We start from the raw sequence: 20,230 nt of genomic DNA, 5'->3' as shown, positions 1-20,230 counted from the left end.
TCGCCATCAAGATAAGCAAGATCTAGAGCATGATGCTCAATTGTCGCTACAGATGAAGTAGGTGTAAGGAAATAGCCCCTTCCAGGGGCAAATCAAAGCCGCCTTCTAAGAAGGCGGATTCTTTACTGCTTTGCTTAACTGTCGAGTGCAACAGCACTTATGCTCTGGCGACACGCCGTAAACCCATCCTTGGGGGCTCAACGAAAAAGTCCCTTTTTTCGATGGTCGCCAACGCATCAGCGCTGTTTGCTGCAATGTTCTGCGTATTCAACCCTACTTTATAAATCGTGTGCATGGATGACTTGTATAGTCGTTTTACTTCACAGTTAGCCCCCCTGTATGCAGTTGCGGTAAACTTGCCGCAGCCTAAATACTAAGGATGCTCAAGTTGTTAGCTAAATATCTCAATAAACGCAGTCGCAGTCGTAAGCATATGCGCGATTATGCTCAAGATGTATTTCCCCGCAATCAACATCTACTAACCGATTATATCAATAGCGGGAAGACTGATAGTTTTGAAAGAGTAAAGCAATACCGTGAATTCGATAAGGATTTTCGTCAATGGCAATTATTTGGGGCTGAGTTTGGTGTACCCAAACGCCATTGGGGTTATCTGGCCCAGCTTACCTATATCGAATCAGGTATACTTGAAGCTAAACCATTGATGTGCTCACTAGCATATGGTTATTTTGATACTGCGATTGACTACTATCGTTTTTACCGCGAGATTGAAACAAAAGGTGAGATTGCTAATGCCATGTGGGCAACAGAACGAGCATTTCAGCTTGTGATTATGTTGTTAGTAGGACTAAAAGCTGAAGCGGATGAGTTATATAATGCGAACGCCACCGCCTGGCGCGCTGGCTGGATAATTCGTTCCCACGGGTTTATCGGTGATTTTTTGGTGTTGTTATATGGGCGATATTTGGGTGTTATTGAGCCGCCTTTTGCTACTGAAGTACAAGTGACACTTCGTAAAACAGCCTCCTTTCCCTATGCTGAATTTCTAGATAACTGGGATACTCAAGATGAGGTGTTTGTTCGCACTATGTTGCAAACCCTGTGTGACCATCAGGTAGAGCAAGCAGTTATCGGCGATAAAAAGTGCTTTTTTGAGTTTGATAGTGGGCCACACGCATATTTACCATTGACTGCGTTAATGCTGCTAAAACTGCGATCCCTTAGGGGGTTGCCTAACCCGCAATTCAGTCATCCCGCATTTGGCGATATAACATCGTTGTTTGAGCAAGTCTCCACAGCCTTTAGCGACTATGTCGCAGCAGAGAAGATCCAGCGGATTGAAGATGCGGCTGATGACGTGTTAACCCAGACATTAACCAGAATGCAAAGCCAAGATTTTAATGCCCATGCTATTTTTGCCAAGCGGCTCCCATCGTTAAGTGCTGGTTAAGATGTTGATTAACCATGCATTCCAATAACCCCATATTGATAACCCTGACGTAAGGCTGAGCCTATTCAAGCCTTAAGTCATCCCAATGCAAACAAGAGGACAAAGGATGTACCAGATTGCGATTGTGATATTTGATGAATTTACCGATATCGATTTCTTTTTAATGCGCGATATTCTCGGCCGCACAACAACCGATTGGACAGTCAAAGTGCTCGGGACCAAACCTAGCCACAGGTCGAGTTTGGGGATGACGGTAGAAACCGATGGTCATGTCGCGCAAGTCGCCGATGCTGACGTGGTATTATTCAGCAGTGGCTACAAAGGCGTACCTGCCGCACTTGCGGATCCTGAGTTTATGTCGGCCCTTAAATTAGACCCTGCACGGCAATTGCTTGGCAGTATTTGTGCGGGCTCATTCTTCTTTGCCAAGTTAGGCTTACTCGACAATATTTCGGCGACGACGCATCCCGATGCCAAACCCGCATTAGTGGCCATGGGGGTGGAGGTGGAAGACTCAGCTCTGGTGATCAATGGCAATATTGCCACCGCGGGAGGTTGTCTGTCCTCACTCTATTTAACGGGTTGGGTAGCGGAGCGTTTATTTGACAGTGCAAAGCGCCGCGAAATTCATCGGCAACTGATCCCCGCAGGCCAAGCCGATGTGTTTGAAGCTTTAATCGAATCCTCGATTGCCTCAGCGATTCGCTAACACAGCGCCTCAGGATAAAAGGCCTTCAATAATGACACTCAAAGCACTACTCAATCAGTTAAAAACCGAACACAAACTCACCAGCGCAGCCGAACTGGCGGCGCTATTGGCGCAAGATGAAGCGCTAGTCCAGCAGATCAAACAAGCGGATGCGCAGTATTGGGTCAACTTTAGCAAGCAGACGTTTGATGGTTGGTACTGCATCGCTACGCCATCGAATGCCAGCTACCATGTGTACTATCAAGAGCGTGGGCAACATTGCTGGGAAGAAGAAGTATTTAGCGATCAATACTTGGCCATAGCCACCGCGATATTTGCTTCAGGACTGTTCCATGCAGAATAAATACATCAGTGCCAAGCCTTAATAACGTTAGATGAATCTAGCGGCAGAACAATTAATGCCAAGGCTATCTACCAAAACCAATTCAGACCACATAATAAAGCCAATCAATCTGCCGCGACTTACAATATTGATGGCTTTTCATCTGAGTAACTTACTGTTAAGGTGATGTTTTTATAAGCAATTGACGTTCAACTTCTACACGTCAATAGCAGCGGAGCATTCACTATGGATTGGTTACTGATCGCCCTCGCAGGCTTACTCGGCGGCATGCTAAATGCGGTGGCGGGCGGTGGCAGCTTTATCACCTTATTTGCCCTTGTGTTTGTTGGCGTGCCGCCACTGTTGGCTAACGCGACGGGCACTGCCGCCCTGCTCCCCGGCTACCTTGCCAGTGCCTGGCGTTTTCGAAAAGAGATTGAATATCCTGCAAATCTTAATCTAAAAACCCTGTGCCTGATTGCGATAGCTGGCGGATGCCTAGGCGCGGCGATTCTGCTAAGCACCAGCGAGCAAGTGTTCGCTTATCTCGTCCCTTGGCTGATTTTGCTGGCCACCCTCGCCTTTATTGGTGGGCCTTGGTTACTGAAAAAACGCTTAGCGAATGCCAGCATCACCCGAGTGAATACCGTCAAGCCACTGACTGCAATGATGATTCTGTGTCTCGTCTGTATTTATGGTGGTTATTTTAATGGGGGATTAGGGATTATTTTACTCGCCACCTTTGGGCTACTCGGCCAGACCCAATTACATGGGATGAACGGACTTAAGAATTTACTCTCCGCTCTACTCACCACCATTGCCGTGGTGATTTACGCCCTAGGTAATCTAATTGACGGGCAATATCTATTACTGCTTGCCATTATGGCCATTGTTGGCGGCTATCTTGGCGCCGCGCTGGCTTATCGCATTCCCCAATCCCTGTTGCGGGGTTTTATTGTGCTTGTCGGTTTCGCCATGAGTGTGGGATTTTTTATGCGTTAACCCCTTTGTGTTAGCCTAAAATATGTCAACCTCAAGAGTCATGTATTGGCAGACTACCTGCTTAATAGAAATCTTGGGACTGGGCAGAATAAGGAAGCATGATGGGCTTTATTGCAATTAGACAAGCACAGATAACAGACCTTAACGCCATGGCTAACTTACTGTTACAGCTGGGTTACAGTGCAACTGAGGCGCAATTACAGCAGTATCTCGATGCTCCCAAAAGATCGGATGAAATCTATCTCGCCGAGTCTGAGGGAGACATAGTTGGGCTGATAAGTTTGATCTTTTTTGATTATTTTCCCTCACAGCAGCAAATCTGCCGCATTACCGCCTTAGTGGTGACTGAAGCGAGTCGCGGTTTAGGCGTGGGGACGCAACTGATTGACTTTGCAAAAGACAGAGCAAGTGAGCGGGGTTGTTGTCAGCTTGAGGTCACCACCTCTATGCGCCGCGAGCAGACCCAAGCTTACTACGAGTCCATTGGCTTTGAGAAAACCTCCTTTCGCTATATTCAAGCCGTTGACGTTACCCAAAGTGATTTCGCCCAAAATGATTTCGCCCAAATAAAATAGGCGCTTAAGTGAACTTAAGCGCCTATTTTGGCTAAGTGTTCGCGTGGGATTAATCCTGCGCCAACTCCTTATCTAATTGCTGGGCAATCGCTTCTGGCGAGCCGCTGTTACGGGCAAAGAGACCGTAGGCGGTTGGGATCACAAAGATAGTGAACAAGGTCGCCAGCATAATGCCCGAAAGCACCACCACACCAATCACGAAGCGGGTTTCCGCCCCCGCTCCTGCGGCCAATACCAGAGGTACGGCTCCCGCGGCAGTGGTAATCCCCGTCATTAGGATGGGGCGTAAACGCTGACAAGAGGCTTGAATAATCGCGCGGTCGAAATCGACGCCCTTATCCCGCAACTGGTTGGCAAATTCGACGATAAGAATACCGTTTTTCGCCGCAAGGCCCACCAGCATAATAATCCCAATCTGGCTGTAGATATTGAGACTCTGGCCCGTAAACCACAGCCCAATCAAGGCGCCAACTGTGGCCAGCGGTACCGTCAGCATGATCACCATAGGGTGAATATAGCTTTCGAACTGCGCCGCTAATACTAGGAATACAATCCCCAGAGCCAGCAGGAACACAAAGTACATTGAGCTGCCAGACTCTTGATAATCCAAAGATTGTCCCTTATAGCTGATCACCGCTTCCGCAGGCAGGTAAGCACGCGCCACTTGATTGAGGTAATCCAGCGCTTCACCTAGGCTATAACCATCTGCCAAGCTGGCCTCAATGGTAATCGCCCGCATACGGTTATAACGGTTAAGGGAGCTGGCATCGGCAAACTCTTCGACCGTGACTAAGTTTGACAGTGGGATCAGCTCCTTGGTCCGTTCGGAGCGAACATAGATATTTTGCAGATCGGCCGCAGTATTTTGGTTACTGCGTTCCCCTTCCACAATCACATCATACTCTTCGCCATCACGCATAAAGGTGGTGACTAAACGCGAACCCAGCATCGATTCCAAGGTGCGACCGATATTGGAAATCGATACCCCAAGGCTGGCCGCCCTGTCCCTGTCGATCACGACTCTAAGCTGCGGTTTGGTCTCTTTATAGTCGTGGTCAAGGCCAAGCAGTTTAGGATTTTCCGCCGCCTTTTCCATCATAATGTCGCGCCAGCGGGCCAACTCTTCGTAGCTTGGGCCACCAATCACAAACTGCACAGGTTTACCCACGCCACGGCCAAAGGCTTGGCGCATCACAGGGAAAGCTTGTACACCGGCTAAATCCGCGAGGCGCTTGTTAATATCGCCTATCACTTCTTTCATTGGGCGACGTTGTCCCCAATCTTCGAGCACGATAATCGCCATACCATTAGAGAAGTCTGCGGCGCGGCCAAAGCCACGGGGCGCACGGATCAGCAAGCGTTTAATGTCGCCCGAGTCAACCAACGGCATTAGGCGGTTTTCCACTTCGTTCATGTAGGATTCGATATATTCGTAACTCGCGCCCTGCGGCCCGTTCACCATCAAAAATAACGAACCCCGGTCCTCCTGAGGCGCAAATTCCTGCGGCACTTTTTGGGCGAGCAGCACACTGCTCCCGAGCGCAATCAAGACTAATACCGACATCAGCACAGGTCTTGCCATCGCCTTCTCAAGCGAACTCTGATAGCCACGGGAAATCCCCGTCATTATGCTATCGACCTTACGCACTAACCACGAATCCTGCGACGCGGGTTTAAGCAGCTTAGAACACATCATCGGGCTTAAGGTTAAGGCCACGATACTGGAGAAGATCACCGCCGCGCTCATGGCCACCGCAAACTCCTTAAAGAGCTTACCTAAGTCCCCTTCGAGGAAAGTGATCGGCATAAATACCGCCACTAGCACTAAGGTGGTGGCGATAACCGCAAAGGCCACTTCACGGGCGCCCAAGAATGCCGCCTTTAAGGGCGAATCCCCTTCTTCGATACGTCGGTGAATGTTTTCCAGCATCACAATTGCATCGTCTACCACCATACCGATAGCGAGGATCATCGCAAGCAGCGTCAATAGGTTGATTGTGTATCCTAGCGCATAGAGCACGATAAACGTCCCAAGCAAAGACACGGGCACGGTAATCGCGGGGATTAACATGGCGCGCACGCTGCCAAGGAACAGATAAATCACGATGATCACCAGCACCATGGCGGTGAACAGGGTTTGGTACACCTCTTTAATCGAGGCTTCGATAAACACTGAGCTGTCGTAGCTACGTTTAATCGACATGCCAGCGGGTAAGGTTGGATTGATTTTATCGACTAAGGCGTTAACAGCGCGGGCCACTTCTAAGGTGTTGGCGGTCGACTGTTTCGACACCCCAAGACCAATCATGGCCTCCTTGTTGCCGCGGAACATGATGCGCTCTTCTTCCGAGCCAATTTCCACCTTAGCCACATCGCCAAGTTTGACTAAATAGCCATCTTCTCCTTGGGAAATCACCAAATTGGCAAAATCCTCAGCGGTGCGATAACTACGCTCTAAACGTACGGTAAAATGGCGCTCCTTGGACTCGAGCGAACCTGCGGGCAACTCAACGTTTTCAGCCCTTAACGCGGCTTCAACATCGGCCACTGTAAGGCTTCGGGATGCTAGGGCTTGTCTGTCGAGCCACACGCGCATGGCGTAAACTTTGCCACCACCAATACGGATCATCGACACCCCGTCCACCACGGACAGACGGTCGGATAAATAACGACGGGTGTAATCGGTCAGCTCTAATGTGGTCATTTGATCCGACACTAGGTTGAGCCACATAATCACTTCATCGCCACCGTTGGCCTTTTGTACCTCTGGGGGATCGGCTTCTTCGGGTAAGTTATCTAACAGGCCCGAAATTCTGTCGCGTACGTCGTTGGCCGCATCTTCAATGTTGCGGCTGATATCGAACTCTAAGGTCACCTGCGAGCGACCATCGCTGCTCGATGAACTCACATGGCGAATACCTTCGACGCCGCTGATCCTATCTTCAATCAGCTGGGTGATACGGCTCTCAACCACGGCGGCACTGGCGCCGCGATAGTTGGTTTCAATCGAAACAATCGGCGGGTCGATGTTAGGGTATTCCCGTAGCGGTAACTTATCGAATGCCACTAAACCAAAGGCCACCAGCAATAAGCTAATAACCGAGGCAAATACCGGTCGTTTAACGGAAAGATCTGTCAGGATCATACACTTGGCTCCGCATTAGCATCGGAAAGATAGCTAAACTTCTCAGCCAATTCGGTTTTGACCACATCGCCTGGGTGCACTTTGAGTAACCCGCGGATCACCACATTTTCACCAATCTCTAAACCACCGAGGATTTCCACCCAGCCGCGGGTCCGAATACCAATGGTGACTTGCTTACGCTCAATCACATTGTCTTTATTAACGCTGTAAACAAAATGCTCTTTTTGGATTGGGATAATCGCCGACTCAGGCAACATCAAGGCCTCACGGCTGCGCTTGATGAGTTTCACCTTCATCAGCATGCCGGGCAGTAAACGTAAATCCGGATTTGGGATTTCGGCGCGCACAATCACGGCACGAGTGGTTGGATTAACACGGCTATCGATAGAAATCACTTTGCCTTTAAAGATTTCATCGGGAAACGCCACGGCTTTGGCTTCGACTTGTTTACCGGGCTGTAAGTCTTGAATAAAGCGCTCAGGCACCGAAAAGTCCAATTTAATCTTAGATATATCATCGAGCGTGGTGATCTCAGTCCCCGGAGTCACAAGGCTACCCACACTCACTTGGCGCAGGCCTAAACGACCATTAAAGGGCGCCACTATGCTGCGATCATTCAGGGAGGATTGTGCCTGCTCTAACTCGGCGCGGGTGGTATCGATTAAGGTTTGCAGGCGGTCACGTTCTAACTCCGCCACAGTGCGGCTGGTCACCAGAGAGCTGATCCGCGCTAACTCGCGCTGGTTGTCACTCACCTTAACCTGAGCCACTTTCACTTTGGCTATCTGCTCGGCATTTTGCAGTTGCACCAATAAGTCGCCCTTTTTGACGATATCGCCATCATCAAACTTGAGTGAGGTGACTACATCGGTGACTTTAGGCGTGATAGTGACAGACTCATAGGCCTTGTTGGTGCCTATGGCTTCGACTTCGTCACGCACGGGCGCCATAGCGGCAGTCGCGATGACCACATTAGGGGTGAGCTTAACATTAGCTTTCTGCGGTGCTTGGGGTTGCATACTTTGGTATCCAAACCAGCCCGCAGCCAAAATAGCGATGATAATTATGATTTTTTTCATCTGGCTTCCAAATGATGATGACTCGCATTAGTGACGGCTAGTTTACCCACTCGCATCATTGCATCAATACGTTTTACTTTTTCTTACAAATTACGCCAACTGCATAAAATTTGTAATAAATGGCAATTTGAGTCAGAAAGGATAAGCAGGATTAAGAATACAGTAGGATAATTGGCAGCTTTAGCGAATTACTTCAAAAAAAGTCGAAATTTAAAACACTTTATCTAAAACCATGCTTTAAATATTGATATACGCCAGAAATATTCTGAAACATCATTCTGTATAGTTAACGCGCAAGGTGAGCATAGCGGCGCTCAAATGGCAGGCACAAAAAAGGGCGATTAAATCGCCCTTTTGTAGACTGTGGTAGGATTAACGCAGTTTGCGCTCTTCTTTCATCAGGTTCGACAGTGACTGATACACATTGGTCACGACGTCATTCGACAATGGTTGGTCTTCACCGTCGCGCAGCAGGATTTTGGTTTCCTCTGGGCTATCGCCGTCTTCAAGCAGTATGCGGTAACTGCCTTCCTTCAAGGCCAATTGCTTGTCGTTCCACAACGAACTCCAGAAACCAGAGTTGTCGGTAAACTTAATGAAGTAAAGTCCCTTAGCGCTGTCCATATCGGCAATTTCAAAGCCCATTTCTGGCAGCACGATGCGCAGACGATCCCACACTTGCTTGTATGGCGCTTTCGCGGACCAGTAAGCAGCACCTTCTTCAGGCGTCACTAAATCCACATTGATCCCTAAGGTCTGCTTCAAACGGTTCGCTTGAATCGCTTGCTCGCGCTTCACACTCATATAAGCGATAGAGCTGTTGAGCATGTCGATAGTGTAACGCTGTTTATCTTCACTGCTTAACAGAACATCTTGCTCTTTACCGTCGTAAAACTCTTGGTGTTCAACCAAGTGGATCACTATGTTAGCGGTACGGCCGTGCGGACGAGTTTCTACGTCGAAGCGATAGCGCTGACGCAGCAGGTACTCTTTATCTGAGCCCCACAGGCTCGATTCAAGCACTTCCGTGTTTTCAATCCAATCGGTTTCGATACTGCCTTTATCGAAATCACGGTTGCGAATGCTGATACCTTGCTTAGCAAAGAAACCATCTAAGTTAGTGAAGATCTCTTGCTTAAGATCGACGCTGTTATCAATCGATTCAACCACGATCTTAATGTTATCGCTGCCCTCTTCCACGTGCGTACCTTCTGCCATTGGCAGTACTTGTAGTGGAGGACGGATATCGAGGTTTTTACCAACCAGCGCGGAATTCGCCTTTGGCCCTAAGTTAGGCACTTCAAATTCTTTATTATATGGCGGTGCTTTTAATCCCTCGGGGATCTTCAGCATTGGCGCTTGCTCGGCCTGCACATAGTCTTCACCGCCGTTTGCTTGGCGACGCTCTAATGGCGAGCTACAAGCTGCAACGGCAGCAACTAGGAACAGTGGGGTGACTTTCTTTAACATTAATTATTTAACCTCTATCTGGGCGCGAGTCATTGCATCTAACAACAGACCATGACATTGCTCAGAAAGTTCAGTCAAAGGTAAACGAATATGGCCACACTCAATCAGTCCCATACGGTGAGCTGCCCACTTCACAGGGATTGGGTTCGCTTCACAGAACAGTGTGCTATACAGACCACGCAGCGGCTCATCGATGCTCGCCGCTAATACGGCATTGCCCGCAAGTGCTGCATCACACATGGCTTTAAATGCTTTTGGCACTATGTTGTTGGCAACCGAAATCACGCCATTACCGCCAAGGAGTAAAAACTCTCTCGCCGTTGCGTCATCGCCGCTGTACAACATAAAGTCATTACCGCAAAGCTCACGTAAACGCTTAACGCGTGATACATCGCCCGTGGCTTCTTTAACGCCAATAATATTGCTCACAGCGACCAATTCGGCCACGGTTTCGGGCTTCATGTCGACGGCAGTGCGTCCTGGTACGTTATAGAGAATTTGCGGAATATCCGTGCTCGCCGCCACAGCAGTGTAGTGTGCGACTAAGCCCTTTGGCGTGGGTTTGTTGTAGTAAGGTGTCACGCCTAACATGGCGGCAACCCCTACTTTAGATAAAGACTTGGTGAGTTCGATAGCTTCAGATGTCGCATTCGCGCCATTGCCACCAATCACAGGAATACGGCCTGCGGCAAACTTAACCGTTTGCGCGACCACAGTAACGTGCTCATTCATTGGCAGAGTCGCTGACTCGCCGGTAGTGCCCACGGCGACGATGGCGTCTGTGCCTTGGTCAATATGGAATTCGACTAACCTTTCAAGACTTGCAAAATCTACTGAGCCATCACTGTTCATTGGCGTGATTAAGGCTACGATGCTTCCGTTTATCATCTGACTTCCCCAAAATTTCAGGATTCGCTATGGTACTGATGCCAACCATTAATGACAAGCACTAACGGGGCTCTCAAATTGAATTAGTTATGGTAGCATTACATCCCGCACAAAAACTCGGCACTCAGTCTCGAGTTTTCGCTCTATGATATCGAAAAAGTGAGGACAATTCATGACCAATTTCCTGGTCGTAACCGCAATGGGCGTAGACCGTCCTGGACTCGTAAGTAAACTAGCTCGACTTGCCAGCGACTGTGACTGCGATATCGTCGACAGCCGTATGGCATTATTTGGTAACGAATTTACCTTAATCATGATGTTGTCAGGTTCGTGGGCATCCATAACGAAAATTGAAAGCCTGCTCCCGAGTCTCAGTGTTGAATTAGAACTGATGACAGTGATGAAGCGCACCTCTAAACATACGCCGCAAAACTACCTTTCACGCCTTGAAGTGCGCTTTACCGGTAAGGATCAGCGCGGCACTATGAAGCTTATCACCCAGTTCCTCGCCGACCGTTCCTTAGACTTAGCCGCAGTACGCTCTTTCTCTGAAGAACTCGACAACGGTGAGCAAACCCAGACGATTTCGTTGACCATCAATATTCCTGAAAAAGTTGAACTAGAAAAGCTCGAAAAGAGTATCTATCAACTCTCTGAAGAAATGGCACTGGATTGCACCATTAGACGCATGGAAGGCACCACCTCAAGAAGCGATAGAGGATAATTGATGAACACATTAACCGCTGGCGCGAAAGCGCCGCTATTTACCCTTCAAGATCAACAGGGTAATGCTGTTTCCCTACAAGAATGCTTAACGCGCGGCCCGGTTTTAGTCTACTTTTACCCTAAGGCGTCAACCCCTGGCTGCACAGTGCAAGCCTGTGGTTTACGTGACAGCAAAGCCGAACTCGACAGCCACAAAGTGACCGTGCTTGGTATTAGTCCTGATCCCGTGGCTAAATTAGCTAAGTTTGCAGAAAAACAGTCGCTTAACTTTACCCTGCTTAGTGATGAAAACCACAGCGTCGCCGATGCCTTTGGCGTGTGGGGCGAGAAGAAATTTATGGGCAAAATCTACGACGGTATCCATAGATTGAGCTTCCTCATCAACACCGACGGCACCATTGCCCATGTGTTCGATAAGTTTAAAACCAGCGATCATCACCAAGTTGTACTGGCGCAAATTGCTGGTTAATTGCGCACTTTAGTGCCGCATTCATGTCTCGCGGCTCAACACAGCGCACAAAAAATTAGCAGTTGAACGCAAAAAGGCCCTTTATCAGGGCCTTTTTTCATGAAAAATTTTCAGCTTGCGTCTAAAAATCAACCTGATTTGTGAAATAAATTCAAGCTGATGCTGCTTAGGTGCCCAAACTTATGCCAGATAAGGCCAAATAATTGCCGCGGCAATGCTCCACATGGTCAACCAAATAAAACGATCTAAGTATCGCCACGCCGCTGGGCGGCTAAATATCGGCGCCAATAAACGCGCACCAAAACTTAGGCTGAAGAACCAAATAAACGAAGCCAGTACCGCACCCGCACCAAACCAAGGACGATGGGCATCTTCGAACTGAGTACTAATGCTCCCCAGCAGCACGACTGTATCTAAATAAAGGTGTGGATTAAGCAGGCTGATCCCAAGCGTGGTCAGCATGGCTTTACGCAAAGTGTCGGCATTTTGCGCATTATCCATCTCCATCCCTTTAGCGGCAAACGAGGCCTTAAGCGCATTGGCTCCGTACCAAAGCAAAAAAGCGGCACCACCAAAACTGGCCACATGTTTGATGGTCGGGAAGGCTTCAATAATATGCCCAAGCCCAGCAACCCCCGCAGTGATCATTAAGGCATCGATGATTGAACAAAGCAGCGCAATCGGCAAAGGATAAGCTCGCTTAATCCCCTGCTTTAGCACAAAGGCATTTTGCGCCCCTACGGCAATGATCAAACTACCACCAATGCCCATACCTTGTATAAACGCCGTTTGCATAACTACCTCTCATGTCTGAAGAAGGCGCTAGCATAGACAAAACAACAAAATTAATATAACTAATGTTTTTTATGTATCATAAGTAAAATTAATAACCTTAAGGACGGCAATCATGTTGGAATACGCCAATCTTAAAGCGCTTGCGGTCGTCGTCTCCGAAGGCGGCTTCGAGCGCGCCGCCAAAGTGTTGCATATCACCCAATCGGCGGTGTCACAGCGCGTTAGGCAATTAGAAGAACGAGTCGGCCAATCCTTACTTATCCGCTCAACGCCCGTGGTGGCGACTCCCACGGGTAAACGTTTATTGCGCCACTATTCTCAGGTGCAATTACTCGAGAGTGAATTGAGAGCCGAGTTAGATGCCGATGACCCAAACCATCCCACGACGGTGCGGATTGCCGTCAATGCCGACAGTTTAGCGACATGGTTTTTACCCGCCTTGGCCGATATGTTCAGCCGACATGCTTGGCTGCTGGAATTGATTGTCGATGATGAGTCCTACACCCATCACCTATTGAAAAACGGTGAGGCCGTCGGTTGTGTGACTACAACGGCCAATCCCATGGCCGGTTGTAGCAGCGAGTTTTTAGGGACCATGGAATATATGTGCGTCGCGACCCCAGCGTTTGCGGCGCGTTATTTCGAATGGGCAAAAAATAGCGATGATGTCGGCGCTCAAATAACCCAAGCGCAGCTCGCGAAAGCCCCTGCCGTGGTGTTTTCAACCAAAGATAAAATGCATGAAAAGTACCTCGCCCAGTATTTTCAAATGTTGCCAGGCCAATGGTGGCAACACAGTATTCCCTCATCGGAGAGTTTTTTAGAGGCGATTAACTTAAGTCTGGGTTATGGTTTAGTCGGACACTTACAGGCAAAACCTTTGATAGACAAAGGCATATTGATTGAACTCACCCCAGAAAAACGCATTCGGGTTCCCCTCTATTGGCAGCATTGGAATATAAAAGCCAAGCAAACGACCTTGGTCTATCGCGCCCTCGCCGCCACCGCGCAGCATCTATTACAGCAATGATGAGTGCCGCAATCGTTAGTACAACAAACAATGGTTAGTACAAATAGTTAGCGGATAAAAAAACTGAGCACTCGGGCCCAGTTTTTATCTATTAGCTTTTACCTATCAGTGTTATCTACTGCCAACGGCTTAGGCTTCTGCCGAATCCGCCTTCACCTGCGTTATCGCTACAGGTTCAATCTCGGTTTTCGGCCAAGCATTGATCACCGCTTTTACCAAGGACGCCAATGGGATGGCAAAGAACACGCCCCACACGCCCCATAAACCACCAAACACTAACACGGCGGCAATGATGATGACGGGGTGTAAATCCACCGCATCGGAAAAAAGAATGGGCACCAGCACGTTGCCATCTAACGCCTGAATAATGCCGTAACCTAACATCAGATAACCAAACTCGGAGCTAAAACCCCACTGGAAGAAGGCCACCAAGGTGATGGGCAAGGTCACTAAAGTTGCGCCCACATAGGGAATAAGCACAGACAAACCGGTCAACACCCCGAGTAAGGCCGAGTATCTCAGCCCCATAAAGGCAAAGAAGATGTAGCTTGCTACTCCGACAATCACAATCTCAATCACCTTGCCGCGGATATAGTTGAAGATCTGCTGGTGCATCTCAAACCATACCTTGCGGGCTAGCTGTCGATTAGTAGGGAAAAAACGTTTACTACCACTGATCAGCTGGTCTTTATCTTTAAGAAAGAAGAACACTAATAAGGGCACTAAAATGGCGTACACCATCAGCACCAATAAGGAGGCCGAATAACCAATCAGTTGCTTAGCAATATCGAGCAGGTGCTGGGTGTCGAGCAATTTTTTAAGCTCGGCGACCATTAAATTAAGCTGTTCTGAACTGACAAACTGCGGATACTGGGTCGCTAATCCCTGCAAGGTTTGTAATCCTTTGTCGATCATACTCGGCAAATCTGTCATCAGACTCACGCCTTGGCGCCACACACTCGGGATAAGGCCAAAGGTCAGCAGCACCACAATTCCTAAAAACAGCACTAGTACTAAAGAGGCCCCCGTCGTGCGGTTAATCCCCAATTTCAGCATTTGTGCCACAGGCCATTCGAGCAAAAAAGCCAGCACCAATGCCACCAACAACGGCGCTAATAAGCCGCCCGCAAAATACAACACTAGGGCAAGACCCACGAGAATGGCCAGCAGCGTCACCGCCTGAGGATCGCTAAAGCGCTCTTGATACCAACGAGAGAAAAAACTAAACATGAATTCGTTCCAATGAGGTGATTGGCTTTCCGAAAACGCAGGAAAGATGCTTATGCTTTGGTGGTTAACCTTATCGCATCCGTTTTACTGTGTATATGCTTGAAAATCAGTTAACTGCTACCTATGACCGACACGCCTAGGCGAAGTTGCAGCCAGCTAAGCCAACTGGCCATTTTTACTGCGGCATTGAATCATGCTTTGGGCGTGCTTAGCCCTGCGATAAATCAACTTTTGTGATTAATAGCCCTAATTGGCTGGCGTCATCTTGCAATGTCACGACGGTATGCCCCTGTTTTTTAAAAAACGCGGGAACATCTCGGCGGGAACCTGGGTCTGAGAGTAGGATATGTAAGCTATCGCCAGCAGACACAGACTTCAACGCAAGTTTGACCTTAACCAAGGGAACGGGGCAGCGAAATGATGTTAAATCAATAAAAATCATAATGAACTTGCTATGAACGAACTTGGGCTATTATCCTAAGTTGCAACTCAAACTACAAGCTAAGTGCTACCCTAGCCTTAGTTGAGACAATTAAAAGAATTAAAGGATCCACTTGCGTAATTTGACGTTTTTGACCCGATGTAAACCCCTTGCGGCGAGTGTGCTTTCATTAATGTTACTCGGTGGAGCCGCAAAGAGTTTTGCCAACAACGACTTGCCCGACTTGGGCACCGCCGCCGTCAATACCTTCAGCCTAGAAAAAGAAATGGTCTATGGCGATGCCTATATGCGCGTTATTCGCTCATCGGCGCCCATGCTTAACGATCCGGTATTGAGCCAATATTTAACTGAACTGGGCAATAAATTAGTCGCCCACGCCACGGGCGTTAAAACGCCCTTTTATTTCTTCTTACTGCAAAACGATGAGATTAACGCCTTTGCCTTCTTCGGCGGCCACGTTGCAGTACACACAGGGTTATTCCTTAACGCCGATAACGAAAGTGAACTGGCCTCAGTGCTCGGCCACGAAATTACCCACGTGACCCAACGTCACTTGGCGCGCTCCCTCGAAGCGCAGCAAAAAAGTGGCCCAGCGACCGTTGCGGGCCTTCTTGGAGCCATTTTACTAACCATCGCCGTGCCGCAGGCGGGGATGGCTGCGCTGGCAACCACTCAAGCCATGGCGACCCAATCGAAGATCAACTATACCCGTCTGCATGAAAAAGAAGCCGACCGGATTGGCATGCAGATTCTGGTCGATGCGGGCTTTGACCCCAATGCCGCCGCCGATTTCTTTGGTAAACTCGCCAGTCGCTACCGTTTTACCACCACGCCGCCACAAATGTTGCTGACTCACCCATTACCCGAGTCACGGATCTCCGAAGCGCGCGATCGTGCCCATCAGTATCCACACCGCTATGTACCGGATAATTTAAACTTCCAGCTCGCTAAAGCCCGTATTCAGGTGCGTTTTTCCAGTTACAGCGACGATGCCGTATTGAGCATGTTTGAAAAACAGCTCAATAAGCAAACCTACGGCTTTAAAGAAGCGGCCCTCTACGGCAAAGCCTTAGCGCTGTTTAGATTGAAGAAATTTGATGAATCCGAAAAGATTGTCGACGAGCTATTAAAAATCGATGATAACAACTTGTTTTATATCGATACCAAGACGGATTTGCTCAACGAGCGCAAGGATTATGCTAAGGCGACTAAGCTACTCGAAGCCCAGCGTAAGATGAAACCCACATCGCAGGTGATTAACGCGAACTTAGCCAATATCTATATTGAGGCCGGTGAGCCAGCGAAAGCTATCCCTCTGCTGGAAGACATGATTTTCCTCGATAAGCAAAATCAACTGCCCTATCAACTGCTCAATCTTGCCTATAAAAAATTGGGCAATCAGGGCATGGAGTATTTCTCCAATGCCGAGATAATGGCGCTAGGCGCTAACTACAAGGGCGCTATCGATCAGCTGAACTTTGCCTACCGCGCCTCGGAAGGCAATCCATTACAACTGGCACGAATCGAAGCACGTATCCGCCAATTTAAACAAGCGGATAAAGAGATGGATGCCCTGAAGTAAAATAGCCATTTTATCTGTATCGCTTATAATCGCGCCCCGAACATCCTGACGGGGCGCTGTTTTTTCTGCTATCATCCGCGCCATTGTTTTAGCCGATTGAGCATAAGTACTATGACCCAAGCAACGATTTACCATAACCCACGTTGTTCAAAGAGCCGCGAAACCTTAGCCCTACTCGAGCAGCAAGGCTGCGATATCACAGTCGTGGAATACCTTAAGAATCCACCAAGCGCCGCCGACATCCGTGGAATTTTAGCCACACTCAAACTCAGCGCCCGTGAGTTGATGCGCACTAAGGAAGACGAGTATCAAGCACTGGGACTCGCCAATCCGGCCTTAACCGAAGAGCAACTTATCGACGCCATGGTCAAGACGCCAAAATTGATTGAACGCCCAATCGTACTGGCCAATCAACAGGCAGCCATTGGTCGTCCACCGGAAAATGTACTGAACATTCTCTAATCTTCGGCCATTTCACCATCATTCGATGCGATTAAGATAGGAACATCATGACCTCAAGCACTTTGCTGACACTGAGCCGTTTAGGCTACCTTGCCCTCGTTCTCCTGCTGGGCGGTTGGTTTATTGGTCAGGGCCTCAATGGGGAATACACCTTATTATTCAGCCTACTCTGGCTAGTACCTTTGTTGCTGCCCTTAAGAGGTATTTTGAAAGGCAATCCATACACCTATGCTTGGGCCAGCTTTATTTTATGCTTATATATGCTGCACGCCCTTACCTTGTTGTATGTCACGACCGATGCATTGGCCTTTGCCATTATCGAAGTCCTGCTGATTGGCACCCTGTTAGTCGCGTTCCCATTTTATGCACGTATCCGTGGGCGTGAACTCGGCCTAGGTCTTAAGAAAAAGTCCGACAAGCAAGACTGATTGTGAGCTCCAATCAATCTCATCGCTGCCAGCAACCAACAAGTCGCGATTAGCCAGCGCCGATAAGCAAGTTCAGATGAGCAAGTTCAGATTAACAAGCGCGGTTCGGTTTTAATACCGCTCCGCGCTGTTTGTTTCGAGAAGTCGTGATTAGAGATGTCATGATTCAATATGTTGTGATTCGCAACATCATAATTCTATAAATTCGAACCCCGCTTTTATAACCTTCACTCACAGCCAAATCCGCTGTTGTATTAATCCCTTTTCGGTACGACTCCCCCTCGCAATCCGACAACATTTAACTTACCTTTCATCACTTTTTGTAACCAAAAGAGCGTGCTATAGTCGGTTGATATGCCAAGCAATGACGGCCAACCAAGCCAGTCATACTACAAAAACAATAACATAGCGTTAATTGGAGTGAGTCATGATGGGAATATGGGTTCCAATGCGTCGATTGAGTATTATCGCGGCGACCGTCGCTCTCAGTGCCTGTGGAGGAGGCGGTGGTGGGGATAAAAATGATGGTGGTACAGTCACCCCACCAACCACTAACGTGCCACGATGCGCCACAGTGACTCCGCTCATCACCACAGATTCAGGCGCCATCCGCTTTAAAACTGAGCCCCAATATGTGGCGGGACAATCCAGTGCCATTATTGCCAGCCTAGGGAGTCGCGATTCACAGGATCTCACCTTCCGCTGGCAACAGTTAGAAGGCCCCAGCATTGAACTTGTGAGTCAAAATAGCCCAGTATTAGCCTTCGATATCCCCGCAGCAGGCAGCTACCGTTTTAGCCTACATATCAACGGCAGCAATATTGATGAAACGGCTGAAATAGCGTTCAATGCCGACAGCAGCGCGGGGGCAATGCTAAACATTCGTCAAGATCATCAAGCCGTTGAGGGTAACGATGTCAGCCTACGCATCGCTCAACAAGCCGGCCTTAGTGCATCAAGCATCAATTGGTGTATCGCCGAGGGCCCCAGTGTCAGTCTCGATATCAGCGATCCCTTTAGACCCCTGTTTACTGCGGCCACTGTTGCTCAAGATACCCTAACTCGCCTTAGGGCATCGGCCACGATTAACGGTAATACAGTGACAGACGAAGCCTATGTGCTCACCACGGCGGCGCCCACAATAAGCTCAACCTACTTCGATACACCTGTGGCACGCACCCACGCTTATCATCCTGCTTCTCCCTATGCCAGCGCCTTAACGAGCTGTGTGTACTCGAATCAGTTAAAAGAAGCTTGTACTATCAATCAATTGCCGCTAATCGGCCAAGTCTCAAATACGCTCGATGTCGACACGATTCTCGATCGCGTCTTAGTGTCCCACGATTGGATGGGAGACAATTTCGAAGCATTTTTACGTCAAATGGACCCGAGCAGCGATTTTGCCCGCCTACTACAATCGGTCACCGCCGTGGTGATCAGCTATGATGTGCGTCCCTCGTTTTATTGGGTGGTCACAGGGGCGATTTATCTCGACCCGAATGATTTGTGGCTCACGCCAACCCAGCGCGACACCATTAACGAGGCGCCAGATTATCGCAGCGACTTTGGCAGTGAACTCAATTTCATCATGCCGTGGCGTTACGTTAAAAATAACCAATATGCTTCACAGGGATTCCCAATCACTACGCGCGCCACGCGCACGCTCAGCCAGATTAATCCCGATCTCGCCTCACTCTTGTACCATGAGCTCGCCCACGCCAATGACTTCTTCCCAAGAAGCATACACGCCACGCTCACAGGTCCCAGATTGTTGGACGACTATAGCCGTAGAAATGCCAATAAGAGTTTGATATCCGATCAAGTAAGTCGCAGCTATCCCCTCACCAGCACCGAGATGACAGGCCTTGCGGCGGTGAGCTTCTTAGGCGCCAAAGCCACTGCAACCCAAAAAGCCTATCAACCTTCGGATGTGAGTACGTTTTTCTCCGGTGATATCGCCAATGACTTTTACAATTATTCCAGTACCCGTGAAGACGCGGCGATGTTATTCGAAGAAGCCATGATGAGCTATCGCTATCAAATCCAGCGCGATGTGGCCGTCACTAACCTGCCCGCCGTACTTACGGCTGACACTGTAATCGTTGACTGGGGACAAAGGGGCCGAATTGGCGATGATAGCCTAGCGAACCGCGCAGCCTTAGTGATCGATGGCATGCTACCAGAACTTGATGGTATCGGCTTGCTCACGAGCCTGCCCGAGCCAATAGCGATGACGCAAGGCCAAAGCTGGCGCCAAACCTTGGGGATTTCGCCCAATACCACAGTGAAAGGACTACAAGGAGTTGCGGCAAGTGGCGAAACGCTTACCGAGCCAGAGCTACGCTTCAGTGGCGATCGTCACCGCCACCCACAGCAATGATTTGAACAGTGATTTGGATTGCTAAACAAGCAGATACGCTAAGCTCAAGCCTCTTAGCAGATCTAAGATAACGATAGATGTGAGA

General features: G+C 48.8%; 19 protein-coding genes. 12 read left to right on the top strand and 7 right to left on the bottom strand.

The features are described from left to right. Positions 1–379: 379 nt before the first annotated feature. From CBX96_RS18115 to CBX96_RS18095, 5 genes are all read left to right on the top strand, one after another. On the top strand, positions 380–1,411 hold the full coding sequence (locus CBX96_RS18115; protein ID WP_258294904.1) for a hypothetical protein: 1,032 nt from the start codon (positions 380–382) through the stop codon (positions 1,409–1,411). Positions 1,412–1,517: 106 nt separating this feature from the next. Next, positions 1,518–2,120 (top strand): DJ-1/PfpI family protein, encoded by a 603-nt coding sequence (locus CBX96_RS18110; protein ID WP_109287617.1) that lies wholly within the window; start codon positions 1,518–1,520, stop codon positions 2,118–2,120. 31 nt (positions 2,121–2,151) lie between these two features. Further along, entirely contained in the window at positions 2,152–2,463 is a 312-nt protein-coding gene (locus tag CBX96_RS18105; protein ID WP_109287616.1) for a cytoplasmic protein, read from the top strand. A gap of 225 nt (positions 2,464–2,688) precedes the next feature. Next, entirely contained in the window at positions 2,689–3,444 is a 756-nt protein-coding gene (locus tag CBX96_RS18100) for a sulfite exporter TauE/SafE family protein (RefSeq protein ID WP_109287615.1), read from the top strand. Between the two features lie 101 nt (positions 3,445–3,545). Then, the gene (locus CBX96_RS18095) at positions 3,546–4,019 is read left to right on the top strand and encodes a GNAT family N-acetyltransferase (protein ID WP_109287614.1); all 474 of its coding nucleotides are present in this window, start codon (positions 3,546–3,548) and stop codon (positions 4,017–4,019) included. Between the two features lie 49 nt (positions 4,020–4,068). On the opposite strand, the gene CBX96_RS18090 is transcribed toward CBX96_RS18095, so the two are convergent. The 4 genes from CBX96_RS18090 to dapA all read right to left on the bottom strand — a co-directional run bounded on the left by CBX96_RS18090 (position 4,069) and on the right by dapA (position 10,601). Next, positions 4,069–7,164, bottom strand: a complete 3,096-nt coding sequence (locus tag CBX96_RS18090; protein WP_011626494.1) for an efflux RND transporter permease subunit — start codon at positions 7,162–7,164, stop codon at positions 4,069–4,071. Continuing rightward, positions 7,161–8,243, bottom strand: a complete 1,083-nt coding sequence (locus CBX96_RS18085) for an efflux RND transporter periplasmic adaptor subunit (RefSeq protein WP_011623099.1) — start codon at positions 8,241–8,243, stop codon at positions 7,161–7,163. Before CBX96_RS18085 ends, CBX96_RS18090 begins: the two co-directional genes overlap by 4 nt. Positions 8,244–8,615: 372 nt before the next feature. Next, positions 8,616–9,713 (bottom strand): outer membrane protein assembly factor BamC, encoded by a 1,098-nt coding sequence (gene bamC, locus CBX96_RS18080; RefSeq protein WP_109287613.1) that lies wholly within the window; start codon positions 9,711–9,713, stop codon positions 8,616–8,618. Positions 9,714–9,716: 3 nt separating this feature from the next. Further along, positions 9,717–10,601, bottom strand: a complete 885-nt coding sequence (dapA, locus tag CBX96_RS18075) for a 4-hydroxy-tetrahydrodipicolinate synthase (protein WP_109287612.1) — start codon at positions 10,599–10,601, stop codon at positions 9,717–9,719. 172 nt (positions 10,602–10,773) lie between these two features. On the opposite strand from dapA, the gene CBX96_RS18070 reads away from it, so the two are divergent. Both CBX96_RS18070 and bcp read left to right on the top strand, forming a co-directional pair. After that, positions 10,774–11,325 (top strand): glycine cleavage system protein R, encoded by a 552-nt coding sequence (locus CBX96_RS18070; protein WP_011716686.1) that lies wholly within the window; start codon positions 10,774–10,776, stop codon positions 11,323–11,325. 3 nt (positions 11,326–11,328) lie between these two features. Next, a complete protein-coding gene (gene bcp / locus CBX96_RS18065; protein WP_109287611.1) occupies positions 11,329–11,796 on the top strand; it encodes a thioredoxin-dependent thiol peroxidase in 468 nt (155 codons plus the stop codon). Positions 11,797–11,976: 180 nt separating this feature from the next. Here the strand turns inward: bcp and CBX96_RS18060 are convergent, their stop codons facing one another. Then, on the bottom strand, positions 11,977–12,591 hold the full coding sequence (locus tag CBX96_RS18060; RefSeq protein WP_109287610.1) for a LysE/ArgO family amino acid transporter: 615 nt from the start codon (positions 12,589–12,591) through the stop codon (positions 11,977–11,979). 112 nt (positions 12,592–12,703) lie between these two features. Between CBX96_RS18060 and CBX96_RS18055 the strand changes: the two genes are divergently transcribed. After that, on the top strand, positions 12,704–13,621 hold the full coding sequence (locus CBX96_RS18055) for a LysR family transcriptional regulator ArgP (RefSeq protein WP_109287609.1): 918 nt from the start codon (positions 12,704–12,706) through the stop codon (positions 13,619–13,621). 129 nt (positions 13,622–13,750) lie between these two features. Here the strand turns inward: CBX96_RS18055 and CBX96_RS18050 are convergent, their stop codons facing one another. Continuing rightward, on the bottom strand, positions 13,751–14,851 hold the full coding sequence (locus CBX96_RS18050; RefSeq protein WP_089068027.1) for an AI-2E family transporter: 1,101 nt from the start codon (positions 14,849–14,851) through the stop codon (positions 13,751–13,753). Between the two features lie 208 nt (positions 14,852–15,059). Further along, positions 15,060–15,293 (bottom strand): sulfurtransferase TusA family protein, encoded by a 234-nt coding sequence (locus tag CBX96_RS18045; RefSeq protein ID WP_109287608.1) that lies wholly within the window; start codon positions 15,291–15,293, stop codon positions 15,060–15,062. A 112-nt stretch (positions 15,294–15,405) separates the two neighbouring features. Here CBX96_RS18045 and CBX96_RS18040 point away from each other — a divergent pair, with 112 nt between their 5' ends. The 4 genes from CBX96_RS18040 to CBX96_RS18025 all read left to right on the top strand — a co-directional run bounded on the left by CBX96_RS18040 (position 15,406) and on the right by CBX96_RS18025 (position 20,145). Further along, positions 15,406–16,875 carry a M48 family metalloprotease gene (locus tag CBX96_RS18040; protein ID WP_109287607.1) on the top strand — a complete coding sequence of 490 codons (1,470 nt, stop codon included), beginning with the start codon at positions 15,406–15,408 and terminating at the stop codon, positions 16,873–16,875. Positions 16,876–16,986: 111 nt separating this feature from the next. After that, complete coding sequence (gene arsC / locus CBX96_RS18035) at positions 16,987–17,337, top strand: arsenate reductase (glutaredoxin) (protein WP_088211409.1); 351 nt, start codon at positions 16,987–16,989, stop codon at positions 17,335–17,337. Positions 17,338–17,384: 47 nt separating this feature from the next. Next, positions 17,385–17,765, top strand: coding sequence for a DUF2069 domain-containing protein (locus CBX96_RS18030; RefSeq protein WP_011626505.1), 381 nt, complete (start codon positions 17,385–17,387; stop codon positions 17,763–17,765). A 430-nt stretch (positions 17,766–18,195) separates the two neighbouring features. After that, positions 18,196–20,145 (top strand): hypothetical protein, encoded by a 1,950-nt coding sequence (locus CBX96_RS18025; RefSeq protein WP_181382232.1) that lies wholly within the window; start codon positions 18,196–18,198, stop codon positions 20,143–20,145. The last annotated feature ends 85 nt before the right edge of the window (positions 20,146–20,230 follow it).

This window comes from Shewanella sp. BC20, from assembly GCF_003129585.1.
In the GTDB taxonomy this organism is placed as follows: domain Bacteria; phylum Pseudomonadota; class Gammaproteobacteria; order Enterobacterales; family Shewanellaceae; genus Shewanella; species Shewanella seohaensis.
The sequence above is the reverse complement of the archived record's forward strand: the minus strand, read 5'-3'. Positions and strand labels throughout refer to the sequence as shown.